Below are 13,845 nucleotides of genomic sequence, written 5' to 3'. Positions count from 1 at the left end.
CCGGGGGAGGGTGCGAGCTGATGGGGCGTCGGTTCGGGTGGTTCCTGGGTGCGTACGGCGCGAGCGCGCTCGGCACCTGGCTGGCCTTCGGCGCCTTCCCGGCGATCGCGGTCGGGGTGCTGCACGCCGGCCCGGCCGAGGTCGCCCTGCTCTCCTCGGCGGCCGCGCTGACCGGAGCCGCGGCGGCGCTGCCGCTCGGGGCCTGGGCGGAGCACCGGCGCAGGCGGCCGGTCATGGTGGCCGCGGACCTGGTGCGGTGCGGCGCGCTGCTGACCGTCCCCGCCGGGTACGCGCTCGGCCTGCTCACCCTGCCCTGGCTGCTGGCCGTCGCGGCGCTGCTGGCGGCGGCCGAGACCACCTTCCGCGCGGCCTCCGGCGCGTACCTGCGCGAGCTGCTCCCGGGTGGGGAGCTGCTGGCCGCCAACTCCCGCCTGGAGGCGGCTTCCTGGACGGCTACGGCGATCGGCCCGCCGCTCGGCGGAGCGCTGGCCGGGCTGCTGGGGCCGGTCGCGACGGTGACGGCCGATGCGGTGAGCTACCTGCTCTCGGCGCTGGGGCTCGCGGCGTCGGGACGTCCAGAGCCCGGGGTGGAGCGGAGGGCAGGGGGCGGGACCGGGACCGGGGCTGGGACCGGAACCGGGGCTGGGCAGCGGTGGGAACTGTTCGACGGCTGGCGGCTGATCCTCGCCGACCCGGTGCTGCGGCCGCTGCTGCTGCACACCGCCCTCTTCAACGGGTTGGTCACCGCCACCGAACCGCTGCTCGCCGTGCTGATGCTCGGTCAGCTCGGCTTCGCCCCCTGGCAGTACGGCCTCGCCTTCGCCCTGCCCTCCCTCGGCGGCCTGCTCGGCGCCCGCCTGGCCCGGCCGCTGGCCGCCCGCCTGGGCGAGCACCGGGTGCTGCTGGCCGCCGGCGCGCTGCGCGCGCTCTGGCCGCTCGGCCTGGTCCTGGTCGGCCCGGGCACCGGCGGTCTGCTGCTGGTGACGGTCGTCGAGGGCGGTCTGATCGTCTGCTGCGCCGTCTTCAACCCGCTGCACGCCACCTGGCGGCTGCGCCGGACCGCGCCCGGCCACACCGTCCGGGTGCTCTCCGCCTGGTCGGTCACCACCCGCGCCGCCACCGCGCTCCTGACGGCCGTCTGGGGTGTGCTCGGCAGCCTGCTGGGCGTCCGGACGGCGCTCGGGCTGGCCGGTGCGCTGGTCCTCGCGACGCCGCTGCTGCTGTTCCTGCGGGGAATTCGGCGAGCCGTTTCTGTCAGTGCTCGGCCGTAAAGTGGAACCAACGCTGAAGGGAACGCCGGAAAGGCGCCCGAGTCGCGTTTCCACCGCACCGTCGAATTGGGGGATCCTCATGTCCGTCAGCAGGATCAAGCACAAGGTCAACCACGTCTCCCTGGTGGTCGACAAGTCGGGTTCGATGCACCAGCACGAGGCCCAACTGATCCGCGTGGTGGACGAGTTCGTGAAGGGCCTCCAGGAGGAGTCCGACCGGCTCGGGCACGAGACGCGCATCAGCCTCTACGCATTCGACCACGAGGTGCACAATCTCGTCTGGGACATGGACGTCAAGCACCTTCCGTCGCTCAAGGGCCTTTACCGCGTGGAGAACGGCGCGACCGCGCTGATCGAGGCCGCGGTGAAATCCGTGGACGACCTGAAGAACATCTGGGAGGGGTACGGCGAGCACTCCTTCCTCCAGGTCGTCGTCACCGACGGCGAGGAGAACGCGTCCGGATTCTCCGAGTCCGGGAAGATGCACGTCCGGCAGAAGGGCGGCACCGGCACCGCCGTGCTGCGCTCCTGGACGGAGCGGATCCACACCGCGATGGAGGAGCTCCCCGAGCACTGGACGTCCGCGATCCTGGTGCCCAACTCGCTGGCCAAGCGCACCGCCCAGGAGTACGGCTTCCCGGCGGGGAACATCGCGATCTGGGACGCCGACTCCACCCAGGGCGTCGAGGAGGCGATCGGCACCGTCAAGTCGGCCGCCACCAGCTTCCTGCGCGGCCGCGAGAAGGGCGTGCGCGGCACCAAGAACCTCTTCGCCATGGGCCAGGACCTCAAGGCCGCCGACGTCAGCGCGAACCTGGACGCCCTCGACGCGGGCAAGTACATCCTGGTCCCGGTCGACGAGCAGCTGCCGATCCGTCAGTTCGTCACGGCCGCCGGGCACCCGTACAAGACCGGCTGCGCCTACTACGAGCTCTCCAAGCGGGAGAAGATCCAGCCCCGCAAGCAGCTGGCGGTGGCGGAGAAGGACCCGACCACCGGCCGGATGACCGGACGGGTGTTCTCCGGCCCGGCCGCCCGCCGCCTGCTGGGCCTGCCCGCCACCGAGACGACCGTGAAGCCGGGCGACAACCCGAACTTCACCGTCTTCGTCCAGTCCACCTCGGTCAACCGCAAGCTGGTCCCGGGCACCAAGCTGCTCGTCATGCTGTAGCGGCTCGGTCCGGCCGGGTCCGGGCGGGCCCGGTGCGGCTCGCTGGAGGTGCAGAGGTGCACCTCCAGCAGGCTGCGGCGGAGGATCCGGTGACGGTGCCTACCGGCGCCTGCTGGTCCTCACCCGGGGACGTCCCGACGCCCAAGGCCTGGCCTTCGACACCATGTGCTACGCCTTCCACCCGCTGGACGTCCTCGCGGCCGTCCGGGCCGTCGCCCCGCCGACCGTCGGTACGGCGGACCACACCGGCACCACACCCCTGCCCGGGAGCACCCAGCTCTGGTGAGACCCGCTCCGGTGGTGTCCAGCGTGCGGTGGTGGAGGCGGGGGTTGATCCCGGCCGTGCGGTGCGGGTGGCGGGCCGTCAGGCGGTGGCCGCCGCCACGGCGGCGGAGAGCGAGGGGAGGTACGGGCCGGGCCAGTCGTCCTCGCGGGAGTGGGCGTCGTTGGCCGCCCAGTCGCTGGCGCGCAGCATCATCGCCGTCATGCCCTGCCCGCTCGCGCCGGTCAGCTCGCCGCCCCCGCCGTCCCCGATGTAGAGGCAGTCCGCCGGCTCGGCGCCGAGCGCTGCCGCGATCCGGTGGAACAGCTCCGGGGCGGGCTTGCGCAAACCTTCCCGGCAGGAGAACACCACCGCGTCCACCAGCGGCGCCTGCGGCAACTCCGCCCAGAGTTCCGCGAGTTCGATCGAGCAGTCGGTCAGCACGCCGGTCCGCAGCCCCAGGCCGCGCAGCCGCTCCAGGGTGTCGAGCGCGTCCTCGCGGAGGACGAAGAGCTCGCGCTGCGCGCCGAGCCGCGCCGCCACCGCCTCGGCCAGGGCCCGCTCGGACGGCTCCACTCCGCAGCGGCCGGCCAGGGTGCGGATCGTCTGCGGGAGATCGCCGAGGGCACCCGTGGCCCGCTCCGGGAAGGACGCGTCCAGGGCGCGGCGCCAGAGGTGCGGCGGGATGCCGAGCGGAGCGGCGCTGCGGGCCGCGTGCTCGTCCCAGACGGCGGTGGGAGTGCTCGGGGTGAGGGTGCCGAAGAAGTCGAAGACCACGGCCGAGAGGGGCATGGCCGGGACCCTACACGGTGCGTCAGCCCCGGTGCGGGGACGCGCCGCTCGGGAACGTGCCGTGCGGGAACGCGGGCAGGTGTCAGGACAGGGAGAAGCCCAGGTCGCGGACGATCGGGGTCATCGGGACGTAGAGGACCTGCCAGTAGCAGGTGGTCGGGGTGGCGGTGGAGCGGGGCGGGCAGGTGACCGAGCTGGAGGAGCCACCGGCCACCACGACGCCGCGGGCCTCCATGTCCTGTTCCGCGCCGTAGGGATTGGCGAGCACCGGTCCGCCGCTGTCGCCCTTGGCGACGATCGGACGGTGGTCGCCGCCGCGCGACTCGGCCACGTCCACCGGCTTGGTGACGGAGCCGTCCGCGCCCTTGGCCTGGACGTCGACCGCCGTCACCTTGACGTCGCAGGTCCAGCCGGTCTGGGCACCGCTGAGGCAGACCAGGTCGCCGACGTTGTTGCGGCCCGGCCCGTACACCCGGCGGGAGGTGCCCCGGGCGTCGGACCAGGAGCCGTCGTAGACCCGGCCGGAACCGTCGCCGTTGGTGCCGACCAGGCCGACGTCGAAGCCCTCGTTGGCGGCGATCCGGTCGCCGATGTAGCGGTCGGCGCCGTTGTAGTAGCGGCCCGGGCCGCAGTGCGCGGCGGTGAGCACCACCTTGGCCGAGCCCTTCCAACCCGTGAACGCGGTGGAGCAGAACGCCGCCTTGTCGGTACGGACCTGGGAGCCCGCGTAGTAGGGGGAGTTGTCGCCCTGGCGGCCGCCGGAGAGTGGGACGACGTGGCCGGCGGCCCGGACGGTCACCGGCAGGCCGGCCAGGTCGGAGGCCCGTTCGGCGAGGCTCGTCCGGGCGGTCTTCGCGTCGCGCTCGGCGGTGGCCGGATCGTGGGTGACGGTGATGCCGCTGCCGTCCTCGTTCGGCCCGGCCGAGGTCCAGGAGTCCGGCGCGGCCCGTCCGGTGAAGCGCTCGACCGCCGCCGTCATCTCGGCCCGGGAGTAGCGCCCGGTCCGCAGCTCCACGGCCAGCCCGGGCGGGGTCAGCCGGCTGACCAACTCGTGGATCTCGCCCGGCACTTCGCCCTTCCAGTAGACCTGGGCGCGCCCGGCCGCGGCGTCGATCACGGTGCCCGCGTAGCCGCCGCTGCCGGGCAGGCCCGACTCGGCCCAGTCCTGCACCGCGTCGGTGGTGCGGTGGAGTTGACGCTGGGTCAGCGGATCGGCGGGCAGCAGCAGGGACTCGCCAGGCACCCGGACGCCGCCGGCCTCGTCGGGCTGGTCGGCGGCCGCACCGAGGGCCGCCACCGAGGCGGCGGCCAGGCCCAGGGCGAGCGTCACGCGGACGGGGCGCATCCCGTACTTCCTCTCAGCGGGGTGGCCCTCAGCGTAGGGGTGCGGGCACGGCCGACCGGCCTCCGAAGAGCGGAGATCACCCGGGTAGGCGTACGCCCCGCGCCGGGCGCCCCGGCTCGGGAGGCGTTGACCCTCGACCGAGCTCGACCGGTCCTTCGGAGTCCACGCGGCCCGTGAACCGGCTTGCCGAGCAGGCCTGTTCGCCGACGCCTCGGGAGAACCTGGCCCGCTTCGCGGAACTGCGGAAGGCGTGCTTCCGCACTTACCCCCGCGGGCCCTCGGGGCCGGCCGGACAGACGGACCCGTCGGTCCGGTCGGGCGGCAGGTAGACCGCCTTCTCGGTCGGGCTGAGGTCACGGCCGACGGCCTCGCAGATGGCGGTGACGGCGGCGTCCGGTGCGAGATGGGTCCACAGCCGTACGGTGAGGTCCCCGCCGGCAGTGGCGAGCGTGCGGCCGTCGGGGCTGAAGGCGACGGAGTTCACGTCGCCGGTGTGGCCGGTGAAGGTGGCGGTGGTCGTGCCCGTGGCCACGTCCCACAGGCGAGCGGTGTGATCGTCGGCGGCGGTCGCGAGGGTGTGGCCGTCCGGGCTGAACGCCACCGAGTTGACGGCTTCGGTGTGGCCCGTGAGGACGGCGGTCGTTCTGCCGGTGGCCGCGTCCCACAGGCGCACGGTGCGGTCCCGGCCGGCGGTGGCGAGGGTGCGGCCGTCGGGGCCGAACACCACGGCGTGCACGGTGTCGGTGTGGCCGGTGAGGACGGCGGTGGTCGCGCCGGTGGCCGCGTCCCACAGGCGCACGGTGTCGCCCTGGTCCGCGGTGACGATGGTGGCGACCGTGCGGCCGTCGGGGCTGACCGCGCCCCTGGGCGGGGGTGCGGGGCGGCTGTCGGTGGTGGCGGTGGCCTTGCCGGTGGCCACGTCCCAGGACTGCGTGGTTCCGCTGCTGCTCGTGGTGGTGAGGGTGTGGCTGTCGGAGGTGAACACCGCCGAGAGCACGTCCTCGGTGGGCCCGGTGAGGACGGCGGTGGTCCTGCCGGTGGCCGCGTCCCACAGGCGCACGGTGTTGTCGTCGGAGGTGCTGGCGAGGGTGCGGCCGTCGGGGCTGAACACCACCGACCGCACGATGCGGGTGTGGCCGGTGAGCGTCGTGGTGGCCACGTTCCACAGGCGCGCCGTGCCGTCCGAGCCGGTGGTGGCGAGGGTGCGCCCGTCGGGGCTGAACACCACCGAGGTCACGATCTCGGTGTGGCCGGTGAGGACGGCAGTGGTCCTGCCGGTGGCCAACTCCCAGAGCCGCGCGGTGTGATCGTGGCTGGTGGTGGCGAGGGTGCGGCCGTCGGGGCTGAACGCCACCGAGTCCACGGCGCTGGTGTGGCCGGTGAGGACGGCGGTGGTCGCGTGGCTCGCCACGTCCCACAGGCGCGTGGTGTGGTCCCGGCCGGCGCTGGCGAGCGTGCGCCCGTCGGGGCTGAACGCCACGTCGAACACGTCGTTGGCGTGGCCGGTGAGGACGGCGGTGGTTCTGCCCGTGGTCACGTCCCAGAGTCGAACGGTGCGGTCGTAGCTGCCGGTGGCGAGCGTGCGGCCGTCGGGGCTGAAGGCCAGGGCGAGCAGCTCGTTGGTGTGGCCGGTGAGGATCGCGGTCGTCGCTCCGGTGGCCACGTCCCACAGGCGCGCGGTGTGGTCCCAGCTCGCGGTGGCGAGGGTGCGGCCGTCGGGGCTGAACGCGAGCTCGACCACGTCGTTGGTGTGGCTGGCGAGGACCGTGGTGGTGGCACCGGTGGCCACGTCCCACAGGCGGGTCGTGTTGTTGTCGGCGGCGGTGGCGAGCAGGCGGCCGTCCGGGCTGAAGGCCACCGCGCGGGCGGTCCCGACGAGAACGGCCGTGACCCTGCCGGTGGTCACGTCCCACAGCCGCGCCCGGCCGTCGTTGTCGGCGGTGGCCAGGGTGCGGCCGTCGGGGCTGAACGCCGCTTCGGAAACCCATTCGCCCGGGCTGACGAGGGTGCGGCGCAGGGGAAGGGCAGCGGCACTGCGGACCGCGGCGGCCGCCTCCGCGGTGGGGTCGGTCCGGTAGGCGGCGACGGCGAGGAGGGAGGCAATGTCCGAGTCGGCGACCAGCAGGGCGGTCGACTGGGACGCCAACTTCCGCGACTGCGAGATGAGTTGAGCGGCCCGGGCGGTGCGCTCCGCGGTGACGGCCGACTGGCGCTGCCACAGGGCCAGCCCCGAGGCGAGCAGGGTGAGGGCGAGGAAGGTCGCCAGCACGGTGTTCCGCAGCCTGCTGCGCCGTGCGGCGGCCTGCTGGTGGCGTCGGCCCGCGTCGAGGAACGCCGCGAGCTCGGCCGGGATACGCCGGTGGTGGGACCAGTCCGTCCCTTCGGCGAGGAGGGCTCTGGTGGGCAGGTCCTGGGGATCGCCGCCCGCCTGCCAGCGGGACTGCTGGACGCGGGCGCGGTGGAGCCAGTCGTTGAACCGGGCGGTTTCTCCCACCCAGCGCCGCAGGGTGGGCCAGTCACGGACGAGGGCGTCGTGGAACAGCTCGACCATCGGCGTCCCGACCGCGTCACCGGCCCGGCTCGGCCCGGGTATCCGGTCGGTGGTGATGACGCGGTGTCGGGAGAGGACGGCCAGGACCTCGTCGACCGCGCCCAGCGCCTCGGGTGTGTCGGCGGCGGCGGCGAGTTCGCGCAGCTGCTGGAGCGGGAGCTGTTGGCGTGCCGCGGGGAGGTTCAGCAGCTCGTCGGCGGGGCGGACCAGAGCGGTGAGAGCGCGGCGGGCGATGTTCCGTTGCTGTTCGTCGAGCTCACGCAGGGCGTCGCCGTACAGGTCGGCCAGAGCTCCGGTGACGCCGCGGATGCGGCGGTAGGCGTCATGGGTGAGGCGGCCGTCGTGGGCCAGGCGGCGCTCCCAGAGTCGGCTGAGAGCGACCTCGAGCAGCGGCAGGACGGTGACCGGTGCCGCGGAGTCCTGGGCGGCGAGGGGGTTGAGGGCCAGGGTGTCGGAGACGATCCGTTCGGCGAGCCCCGCTTCGAACCGGACCGGCAGGTCGGACGGCCCGCCGACGATCGCCTCGAGGTCCCCGACGGACAAGGTGGCGGGGACGTTGAGCACGCCGTGCGTGTCGAGTGCGGCCTGCAGCAGGCCGGGGGCCAGGGCGGACAGGCGCGGGTAGAAGTCGTCGCGCATGACGAGGACGAGGACCACCTCGGGGGCTGGGTCGGAGATGATCGCCCCGGCGAGTTCGGTCAGTGCCGTGAGGCTCTCGTCACGGTGACCGGTGGTGGGCGCCAGGAGCTCCTCGAACTGGTCGATCACCAGCACCACGCGCCCACGGCTCCGGACGGTCTCCGGCCCGGCTGCTGACGCTCCGTCGGATCCGGGGGTGACCGACGGTGGGCCGGCCTTCGCGAGGGCCGTCGGCAGCTCGGGCCCGGGACGGGTGACCACCTGGCGCCAGCGGTCGCTGCCCGGCAGCCGCCCGTCGGCCAGGGCGGGCAGGAGACCCGCCTGGACCAGGGAGGACTTGCCCGCCCCGGACGGACCGAGCAGCAGCATCACCTGCTGCCCGCTCCCCAGGACCGCCAGGAGCTGGGACACCGCCTGCTCGCGGCCGCGGAACCATCGGGCGTGCTCGGCGGTGAAGGGCTCCAGCCCCCGGTACGGCGACACGTCGCGCAGCTCCAGGGAGGGCCGGGCCGCCCGGAGCACCTCGGTCGGCGTGGCATAGGCGATGCCCTGGCCCCGGGCGTGGACGTCGGGTGCCGTGATCGAGGTGACCATGCCGACCACCAGGCCGGTCGACTCGTCCAGGAGCGGCCCGCCGCTGAACCCGGTGGTCAGATCGTTGGCACCGGTCAGCTGCAGCAGATCACCGGAACCGTCGGCCGCCGACAGCAGCCCGACGACGGTGGCGGAGCCGAAGTGCCCGTCCGCCGGGGCCTGGACGGGGAAGCCGAGCGAGCGGACCCGGTGCCCACCGCAGCCCACGGCCGATCCCAGCACGAGCGGGGTCGTACCCGCCGGGGACTCGTCGAGGAGGACCAGGCCGATGTCCTGCTCCGCCGGGGCGCGCCACCCCTCCTCCAGCACCCGACCCGTCGGAGCCGGGACACCCGGCACGCGTGGGAAGACCAGGCGGACCGGGTCCCCCGGGCCGTAGCCACCGTCGGCCAGCACGTGTGCGCAGGTGATCAGCAGGTCGCCGGCGACCAGGAAGCCCGTCCCCAGCACCGCTCCGTCGGCATCGCGGACCTGGGCGACCGCGGCGGTCAGCACATCGGGTGCGAGGGACTCCTGGACGTCGTCCACCGGGTCAGACCGCCGCTGCGCTCGAACCGGCGGTCCTGAGCAGGAACGAGCCGTCACGGTCCAACGGCACCCGGGCTGCCTGTCGCCCCATCAGATCCCCCTGCCGGCAAGCCCCACGGCGAGCACAGCGACAAGGTACCCGCGGTGGGGCGGGGGCATGGAAGGAACGGAGAGAACCGGCCGGCCACCCCGTGCTCCTTCAGGCGGACGGCGGTCAGGCTTGCCGGGGCCCGGTCAGGGCCGGCAGGTCGAGGGTGACGTGGAGGCCGCCGTCCGGGTTCGGGATGAGGTGGAGGGTGCCGTGGTGGGCGGTGGTGACGGCGCTGACGATGGTGAGGCCCAGGCCGTGGCCGCGGCGGGTGGGGTCGGTGGCGGCGGTGCGGCCGCGGGCCCGGAGGAAGGGTTCGGTGAGGGTGGCCACGGTCTCGGGGGTGAGCGAGGGGCCGGTGTTGGTGACGGTCAGTCGGACGTGGGAGGGGTCGGAGGGGCGGGGGCCGGTGGTGAGGGTGACGGTGCCGCCGGTGGGGTGGTTGTGGCGCAGGGCGTTCTGCAGGAGGTTGAGGGCGGCCTGACGGAGCAGCACCGGGTTGCCGGTGGTGGGTGCGGGGTCGAGCGTGGCGGTGATGGCGATGCCGTGGGCGGTGGCCTCGGCGCGGACGGTGGCCAGGGCCTCGCGGGTGGCGGTGGCCAGGTCGGTGGGGGTCAGCTCGGGCGGGGACTCGTCGAGTTCGGCGAGGGCGAGCAGGGCCTCGGTGATCTCGATGCCGCGCTGGTTGGTGTCCTGGAGGCGGGTGACCAGCCGTCCCCAGTCCTGGCCGTCCGGGTCGGCGGCGGCGACCTGGAGCATGGTGCGGGTGATGGCCAGCGGGGTGCGCAGCTCGTGCGAGGCGTTGGCGGCGAAGCGCTGCCGGGCCTCGAAGGAGTGCTGGAGGCGGTCGAGCATCTCGTCGAAGGCGTCGGCGAGTTCGGTGAACTCGTCGCGCGGCCCGGTGAGGGCGACCCGGTGGCCGAGCGCCCCGTCGGCGGCCCGCCGGGCCGCACCGGTGAGGTCCTTGAGCGGCCGCAGCACCCGCCCGGCGATGAACCAGCCGCCGACCAGGCCGACCGCGGTCATCAGGGCGAGGGCGTAACCGCCGGCCACCAGGAGGGTGGTGAGGATCTGCTGGCGGGACGGCGCGTCCGAGCGGTAGCGCGGGTTGGAGGAGGTCAGCGGGTAGTTCGGGACGTACTTCATGCCGACGTAGATGACGGCGAGGGAGAGCGTCCCGGCGGCCAGGGTGAAGAGGGTGTAACTGAGGGTCAGGCGCATTCGGGCGGTCAGGCGACGGGGGCCGCGGCGCGGTGGCGACGGGGCGGTTCACCCGGTGCCTTCCTCGGGCTCGGGCTCGCCGAAGCGGTAGCCGACGCCGGGGACGGTGTGGATCACCCAGGGGTGGCCGAGGCGCTTTCGCAGGCCGGAGATGGTGATCCGGACGGCGTTGGTGAACGGGTCGGCGTTCTCGTCCCAGGCCCGCTCCAGCAGGTCCTCGGAACTGATCACCCCGCCCCGGGCCGCCATCAGCACCTCCAGGACCGCGAACTGCTTGCGGGAGAGCGCGACGTAGCGCCCGTCGCGGTAGACCTCGCGGCGGAACGGGTCCAGCCGCAGCCCGGACTGCTCCAGCACGGGCGGTGCGGACTCGGCCGGGCGGCGGGCCAGGGCGCGCAGCCGGACGACGAGTTCGGGCAGGTCGAAGGGCTTGGTGAGGTAGTCGTCGGCGCCGAGCTCGAAGCCGCCGACCTTGTCGCCGAGCCGAGCGGCGGCGGTGAGCATCAGCACCCGGCAGCCGAGGCCGCGCTCCACGACGATCCGGCAGACCTCGTCCCCGTGGGTGCCGGGGATGTCCCGGTCGAGGACGACCACGTCGTACGCGTGCACGGCGAGCCGTTCCAACGCGGCGTCGCCGTCGCCGACCACGTCGGCGGCGATCGCCTCCAACCGCAGCCCGGCTTGGACCGCCTCGGCGAGGTAGAGCTCGTCCTCGACCACCAGGACCCGCACGTGCCGTTCTCCCGTCTGCGCTGCTCACGTCCTCCTGCGGGCTCCATTGGACCTCATCGGACGTATCGAAAACGTATCGGCCCGCTGGAGGGGTTCGGGGCGGGTCGGGGAGGGCGTGGGCGGGGGTGAGGGGTGGGAGGAGGCGTATCGAAAACGTATCGGCCCGCGCGTACGTCCTCGTAACACCGGCTCCCGTCGAATGGCTTCGGCAAGACGGACGGACGAGGACGGGAGCGAGGGATGGGGTCGGTGCGGACGGGCAGGCGGCGGTTGCTGGTGGGGGCCGTGGCGCTGGTGGTGCTGAGCACCGTCGGGGTGTGGGTGGCCGGTTCGGGGACGGCGGGGATCCGTGGGATCGCGGCCATGATCGGCGGCGGGTCGTCCGGGCCGGAGGACGGGGCGGTCCCGGCGGGGACGAGGTTGAGCCCGTTCGACGACGGTGCCCCGGCGGTCGGGAAGCTGGACGCCGCCTTGCTGGCCGCGCTGCGGAAGGCGGCCACCGACGCCCGGGCGAAGGGCATCGAGGTGGGCGTCACCTCGGGCTGGCGCAGCCGCGACTACCAGCAGGGGCTGCTGGACCGCGCGGTGGTGGAGCACGGGAGCCTGGACCGGGCCCGACGGTTCGTCAACACGCCCGACTCCTCCACCCACGTGGCGGGCAAGGCGGTGGACGTCGGGCCGACCGACGCCGCGTACTGGATGGCCCAGTACGGCCCCCGGTACGGGCTCTGCCAGGTCTACTCGAACGAGGTCTGGCACTACGAGCTGCTCACCACCCCCGGCGGCACCTGCCCGGCGATGCTGCCGGACGCCGCCGGATGAGCGGCACCGTGGTCGGGGCGCCCGCGCCGGATGCCCGGGAGACCGTGGAGTCCGGGCCGGAGCGGACGGCGGACGACGCGCGGCTGTGGCGGCGCGGGCCGCTGCCGGCGGCGCTCGGGGTGGTGACCGCGCTGGCGCTGGCCGGGCACCGGACGGTGCCGGACCCGGGGCTCGGCCTGCGCAGCCTCTGGGAGAGCGTGCTGCCGTGGAGCGTGCTGGTGGCACTGGTGCTGCTCGGGTGGGCCACGCTGCGGCGGGCTCCGGCGGCGGCCTGCGCCGCGGGGCTGCTCGCGGTGGTGTGGGCGGTGATGTTCGGGCCGCTGCTGACGGCCGGTCAGGCGGCGGCGGGCGGTGAGGGCCTGACGGTGGTCACCCACAACGTGATGGACGGCAACCGGGATCCAGCCGCCTCCGCCCGTGCCCTGCTGGCCGCCCGGCCGGACCTGGTCGCGCTGGAGGAGGTCACGGAGCGGGCCTGGCCCGCGTACCAGGAGGTGATCGGCGCGGCGCTCCCGCACCACGTCCGCTCCGGCACGGTCGGGCTGTGGAGCAAGCACCCCTTCGCGGAGGCCGGCCGGCTGGTGATCGACCCGGGCTGGAACCGCTCGCTCCGGGCCGAAGTCCGCACCCCCTTCGGGCCGGTGGCGGTGTACGTGGCCCACCTCAGCTCCGTCCGGCCGCACGTCACCGGTTTCGTCACCGGCCACCGCGACGGCAACATCGCGGCACTGGCCCGGGAGGTGGCGGCCGAGCCGGTGCGGCGGGTGGTGGTGCTCGGCGACCTCAACACCGCCCCGGACGACCACGCCCTCGCCCCGCTCACCGGTCAACTGGCCCTGGCTCGTGGTGGGTTCGGCTTCACCTGGCCGGCCGCCTTCCCGGTCGCCCGGATCGACCACGTGCTGACCAGGGGCCTTACGGCCGACACCTGGACCCTGCCCGCCACCGCCAGCGACCACCTGCCGCTGGCGGGGCGGCTCCGGCCCTGAGCGGACGGGGCCACAGTGTCCGGGGGCCTCCGGGGCCGGGCCCGCCTCGCGGTAGCCGCCGGCCGGCGGGCAGGTAACGGAACGGTGGGGATCACCGTGCGTGACGGGAGGCGGCGGACGGTGCCGTCGTCCCAAGGGTGGTTTCGCTGAGTAGCCGGGACGGGGTGACACTGGGTGGTGGGGGCGGCCCCGAAGTGAAGAGGCTCCGTCATGAGCAGTCGGCTCCGCCGCACGGGTGCGGCAGCGGCAGTGGTTACCTTCGGTCTCGGTCTCGGTCTGAGTGCCTGCGGCGAGGCCAAGCAGTCCACCGGGGGAGGAGGTTCCTCGGCGAGCGGCGGCCAGGTCAAGATCGGGCTGCTGCTGCCGGAGACCAAGACCACCCGGTACGAGCAGTTCGACCGGCCGCTGATCGAGCAGAAGATCAAGGAACTGGCCCCGCAGGCCCAGATCGACTACTACAACGCCAACGAGAACGCGACGACCCAGCAGACCCAGGTGGACACCGCCCTGACCAAGGGCGACAAGGTGCTGATCCTGGACGCGGTGGACGCCAAGGCGATCCAGTCCTCGGTGCAGAAGGCGCACGACGCGGGCGTGAAGGTGATCGCCTACGACCGCCTGGCCCAGGGGCCGGTGGACGCCTACGTCTCCTTCGACAACCGCAAGGTCGGCGAACTGCAGGGCCAGGCCCTGGTGACGGCCGTCGGGGACAAGGCCGGTGCCGGGTCGATCGTGATGATCAACGGCTCGCCCACCGACCCGAACGCCGCCGACTTCAAGGCCGGTGCGCACAGCGCCATCGACGGCAAGCTGAAGGTCGGCAAGGAGTACGACACGGCC

Annotated in this window: 11 protein-coding genes; 6 read left to right on the top strand and 5 right to left on the bottom strand. The window is 73.9% G+C overall.

The genetic code is table 11. The features are described from left to right. Positions 1–20: 20 nt before the first annotated feature. From ABD946_RS27805 to ABD946_RS27795, 3 genes are all read left to right on the top strand, one after another. On the top strand, positions 21–1,271 hold the full coding sequence (locus tag ABD946_RS27805; protein ID WP_345288111.1) for an MFS transporter: 1,251 nt from the start codon (positions 21–23) through the stop codon (positions 1,269–1,271). Positions 1,272–1,350: 79 nt separating this feature from the next. Beyond that, entirely contained in the window at positions 1,351–2,442 is a 1,092-nt protein-coding gene (locus ABD946_RS27800; protein WP_345288109.1) for a vWA domain-containing protein, read from the top strand. Positions 2,443–2,605: 163 nt separating this feature from the next. Next, positions 2,606–2,728, top strand: a complete 123-nt coding sequence (locus ABD946_RS27795) for a hypothetical protein (protein ID WP_345288107.1) — start codon at positions 2,606–2,608, stop codon at positions 2,726–2,728. A 78-nt stretch (positions 2,729–2,806) separates the two neighbouring features. On the opposite strand, the gene ABD946_RS27790 is transcribed toward ABD946_RS27795, so the two are convergent. The 5 genes from ABD946_RS27790 to ABD946_RS27770 all read right to left on the bottom strand — a co-directional run bounded on the left by ABD946_RS27790 (position 2,807) and on the right by ABD946_RS27770 (position 11,194). Further along, positions 2,807–3,496: an HAD family hydrolase gene (locus tag ABD946_RS27790; protein ID WP_345288105.1), complete on the bottom strand. Its 690-nt coding sequence runs from the start codon at positions 3,494–3,496 to the stop codon at positions 2,807–2,809. A gap of 82 nt (positions 3,497–3,578) precedes the next feature. Next, complete coding sequence (locus tag ABD946_RS27785) at positions 3,579–4,841, bottom strand: chymotrypsin family serine protease (protein ID WP_345288103.1); 1,263 nt, start codon at positions 4,839–4,841, stop codon at positions 3,579–3,581. A 262-nt stretch (positions 4,842–5,103) separates the two neighbouring features. Then, positions 5,104–9,153: an nSTAND1 domain-containing NTPase gene (locus tag ABD946_RS27780; protein ID WP_345288101.1), complete on the bottom strand. Its 4,050-nt coding sequence runs from the start codon at positions 9,151–9,153 to the stop codon at positions 5,104–5,106. Between the two features lie 214 nt (positions 9,154–9,367). Further along, positions 9,368–10,462 carry a sensor histidine kinase gene (locus ABD946_RS27775; RefSeq protein WP_345288099.1) on the bottom strand — a complete coding sequence of 365 codons (1,095 nt, stop codon included), beginning with the start codon at positions 10,460–10,462 and terminating at the stop codon, positions 9,368–9,370. Between the two features lie 48 nt (positions 10,463–10,510). Next, positions 10,511–11,194, bottom strand: coding sequence for a response regulator transcription factor (locus tag ABD946_RS27770; protein WP_345288097.1), 684 nt, complete (start codon positions 11,192–11,194; stop codon positions 10,511–10,513). A 249-nt stretch (positions 11,195–11,443) separates the two neighbouring features. Here ABD946_RS27770 and ABD946_RS27765 point away from each other — a divergent pair, with 249 nt between their 5' ends. The 3 genes from ABD946_RS27765 to ABD946_RS27755 form a co-directional block, all read left to right on the top strand. Further along, a complete protein-coding gene (locus tag ABD946_RS27765; RefSeq protein ID WP_345288096.1) occupies positions 11,444–12,016 on the top strand; it encodes a M15 family metallopeptidase in 573 nt (190 codons plus the stop codon). Next, positions 12,013–13,005, top strand: a complete 993-nt coding sequence (locus ABD946_RS27760; protein ID WP_345288094.1) for an endonuclease/exonuclease/phosphatase family protein — start codon at positions 12,013–12,015, stop codon at positions 13,003–13,005. Before ABD946_RS27765 ends, ABD946_RS27760 begins: the two co-directional genes overlap by 4 nt. A 210-nt stretch (positions 13,006–13,215) precedes the next feature. Continuing rightward, on the top strand, positions 13,216–13,845 hold a 630-nt coding region (locus ABD946_RS27755; RefSeq protein ID WP_345288092.1), incomplete at its 3' end, for a substrate-binding domain-containing protein.

Source organism: Kitasatospora albolonga, from assembly GCF_039535905.1.
Taxonomy (GTDB): domain Bacteria; phylum Actinomycetota; class Actinomycetes; order Streptomycetales; family Streptomycetaceae; genus Kitasatospora; species Kitasatospora albolonga.
This window is presented reverse-complemented; position numbering and strand designations above follow the sequence as displayed.

What these genes read in the sequence shown, in the direction of transcription:
- ABD946_RS27790 (WP_345288105.1), bottom strand. Translation starts at nt 3,496, where the DNA reads ATGCCCCTCTCGGCCGTGGTCTTCGACTTCTTCGGCACCCTCACCCCG.
- ABD946_RS27795 (WP_345288107.1), top strand. Translation starts at nt 2,606, where the DNA reads ATGTGCTACGCCTTCCACCCGCTGGACGTCCTCGCGGCCGTCCGGGCC.
- ABD946_RS27785 (WP_345288103.1), bottom strand. Translation starts at nt 4,841, where the DNA reads ATGCGCCCCGTCCGCGTGACGCTCGCCCTGGGCCTGGCCGCCGCCTCG.
- ABD946_RS27800 (WP_345288109.1), top strand. Translation starts at nt 1,351, where the DNA reads ATGTCCGTCAGCAGGATCAAGCACAAGGTCAACCACGTCTCCCTGGTG.
- ABD946_RS27805 (WP_345288111.1), top strand. Translation starts at nt 21, where the DNA reads ATGGGGCGTCGGTTCGGGTGGTTCCTGGGTGCGTACGGCGCGAGCGCG.
- ABD946_RS27760 (WP_345288094.1), top strand. Translation starts at nt 12,013, where the DNA reads ATGAGCGGCACCGTGGTCGGGGCGCCCGCGCCGGATGCCCGGGAGACC.
- ABD946_RS27775 (WP_345288099.1), bottom strand. Translation starts at nt 10,462, where the DNA reads ATGCGCCTGACCCTCAGTTACACCCTCTTCACCCTGGCCGCCGGGACG.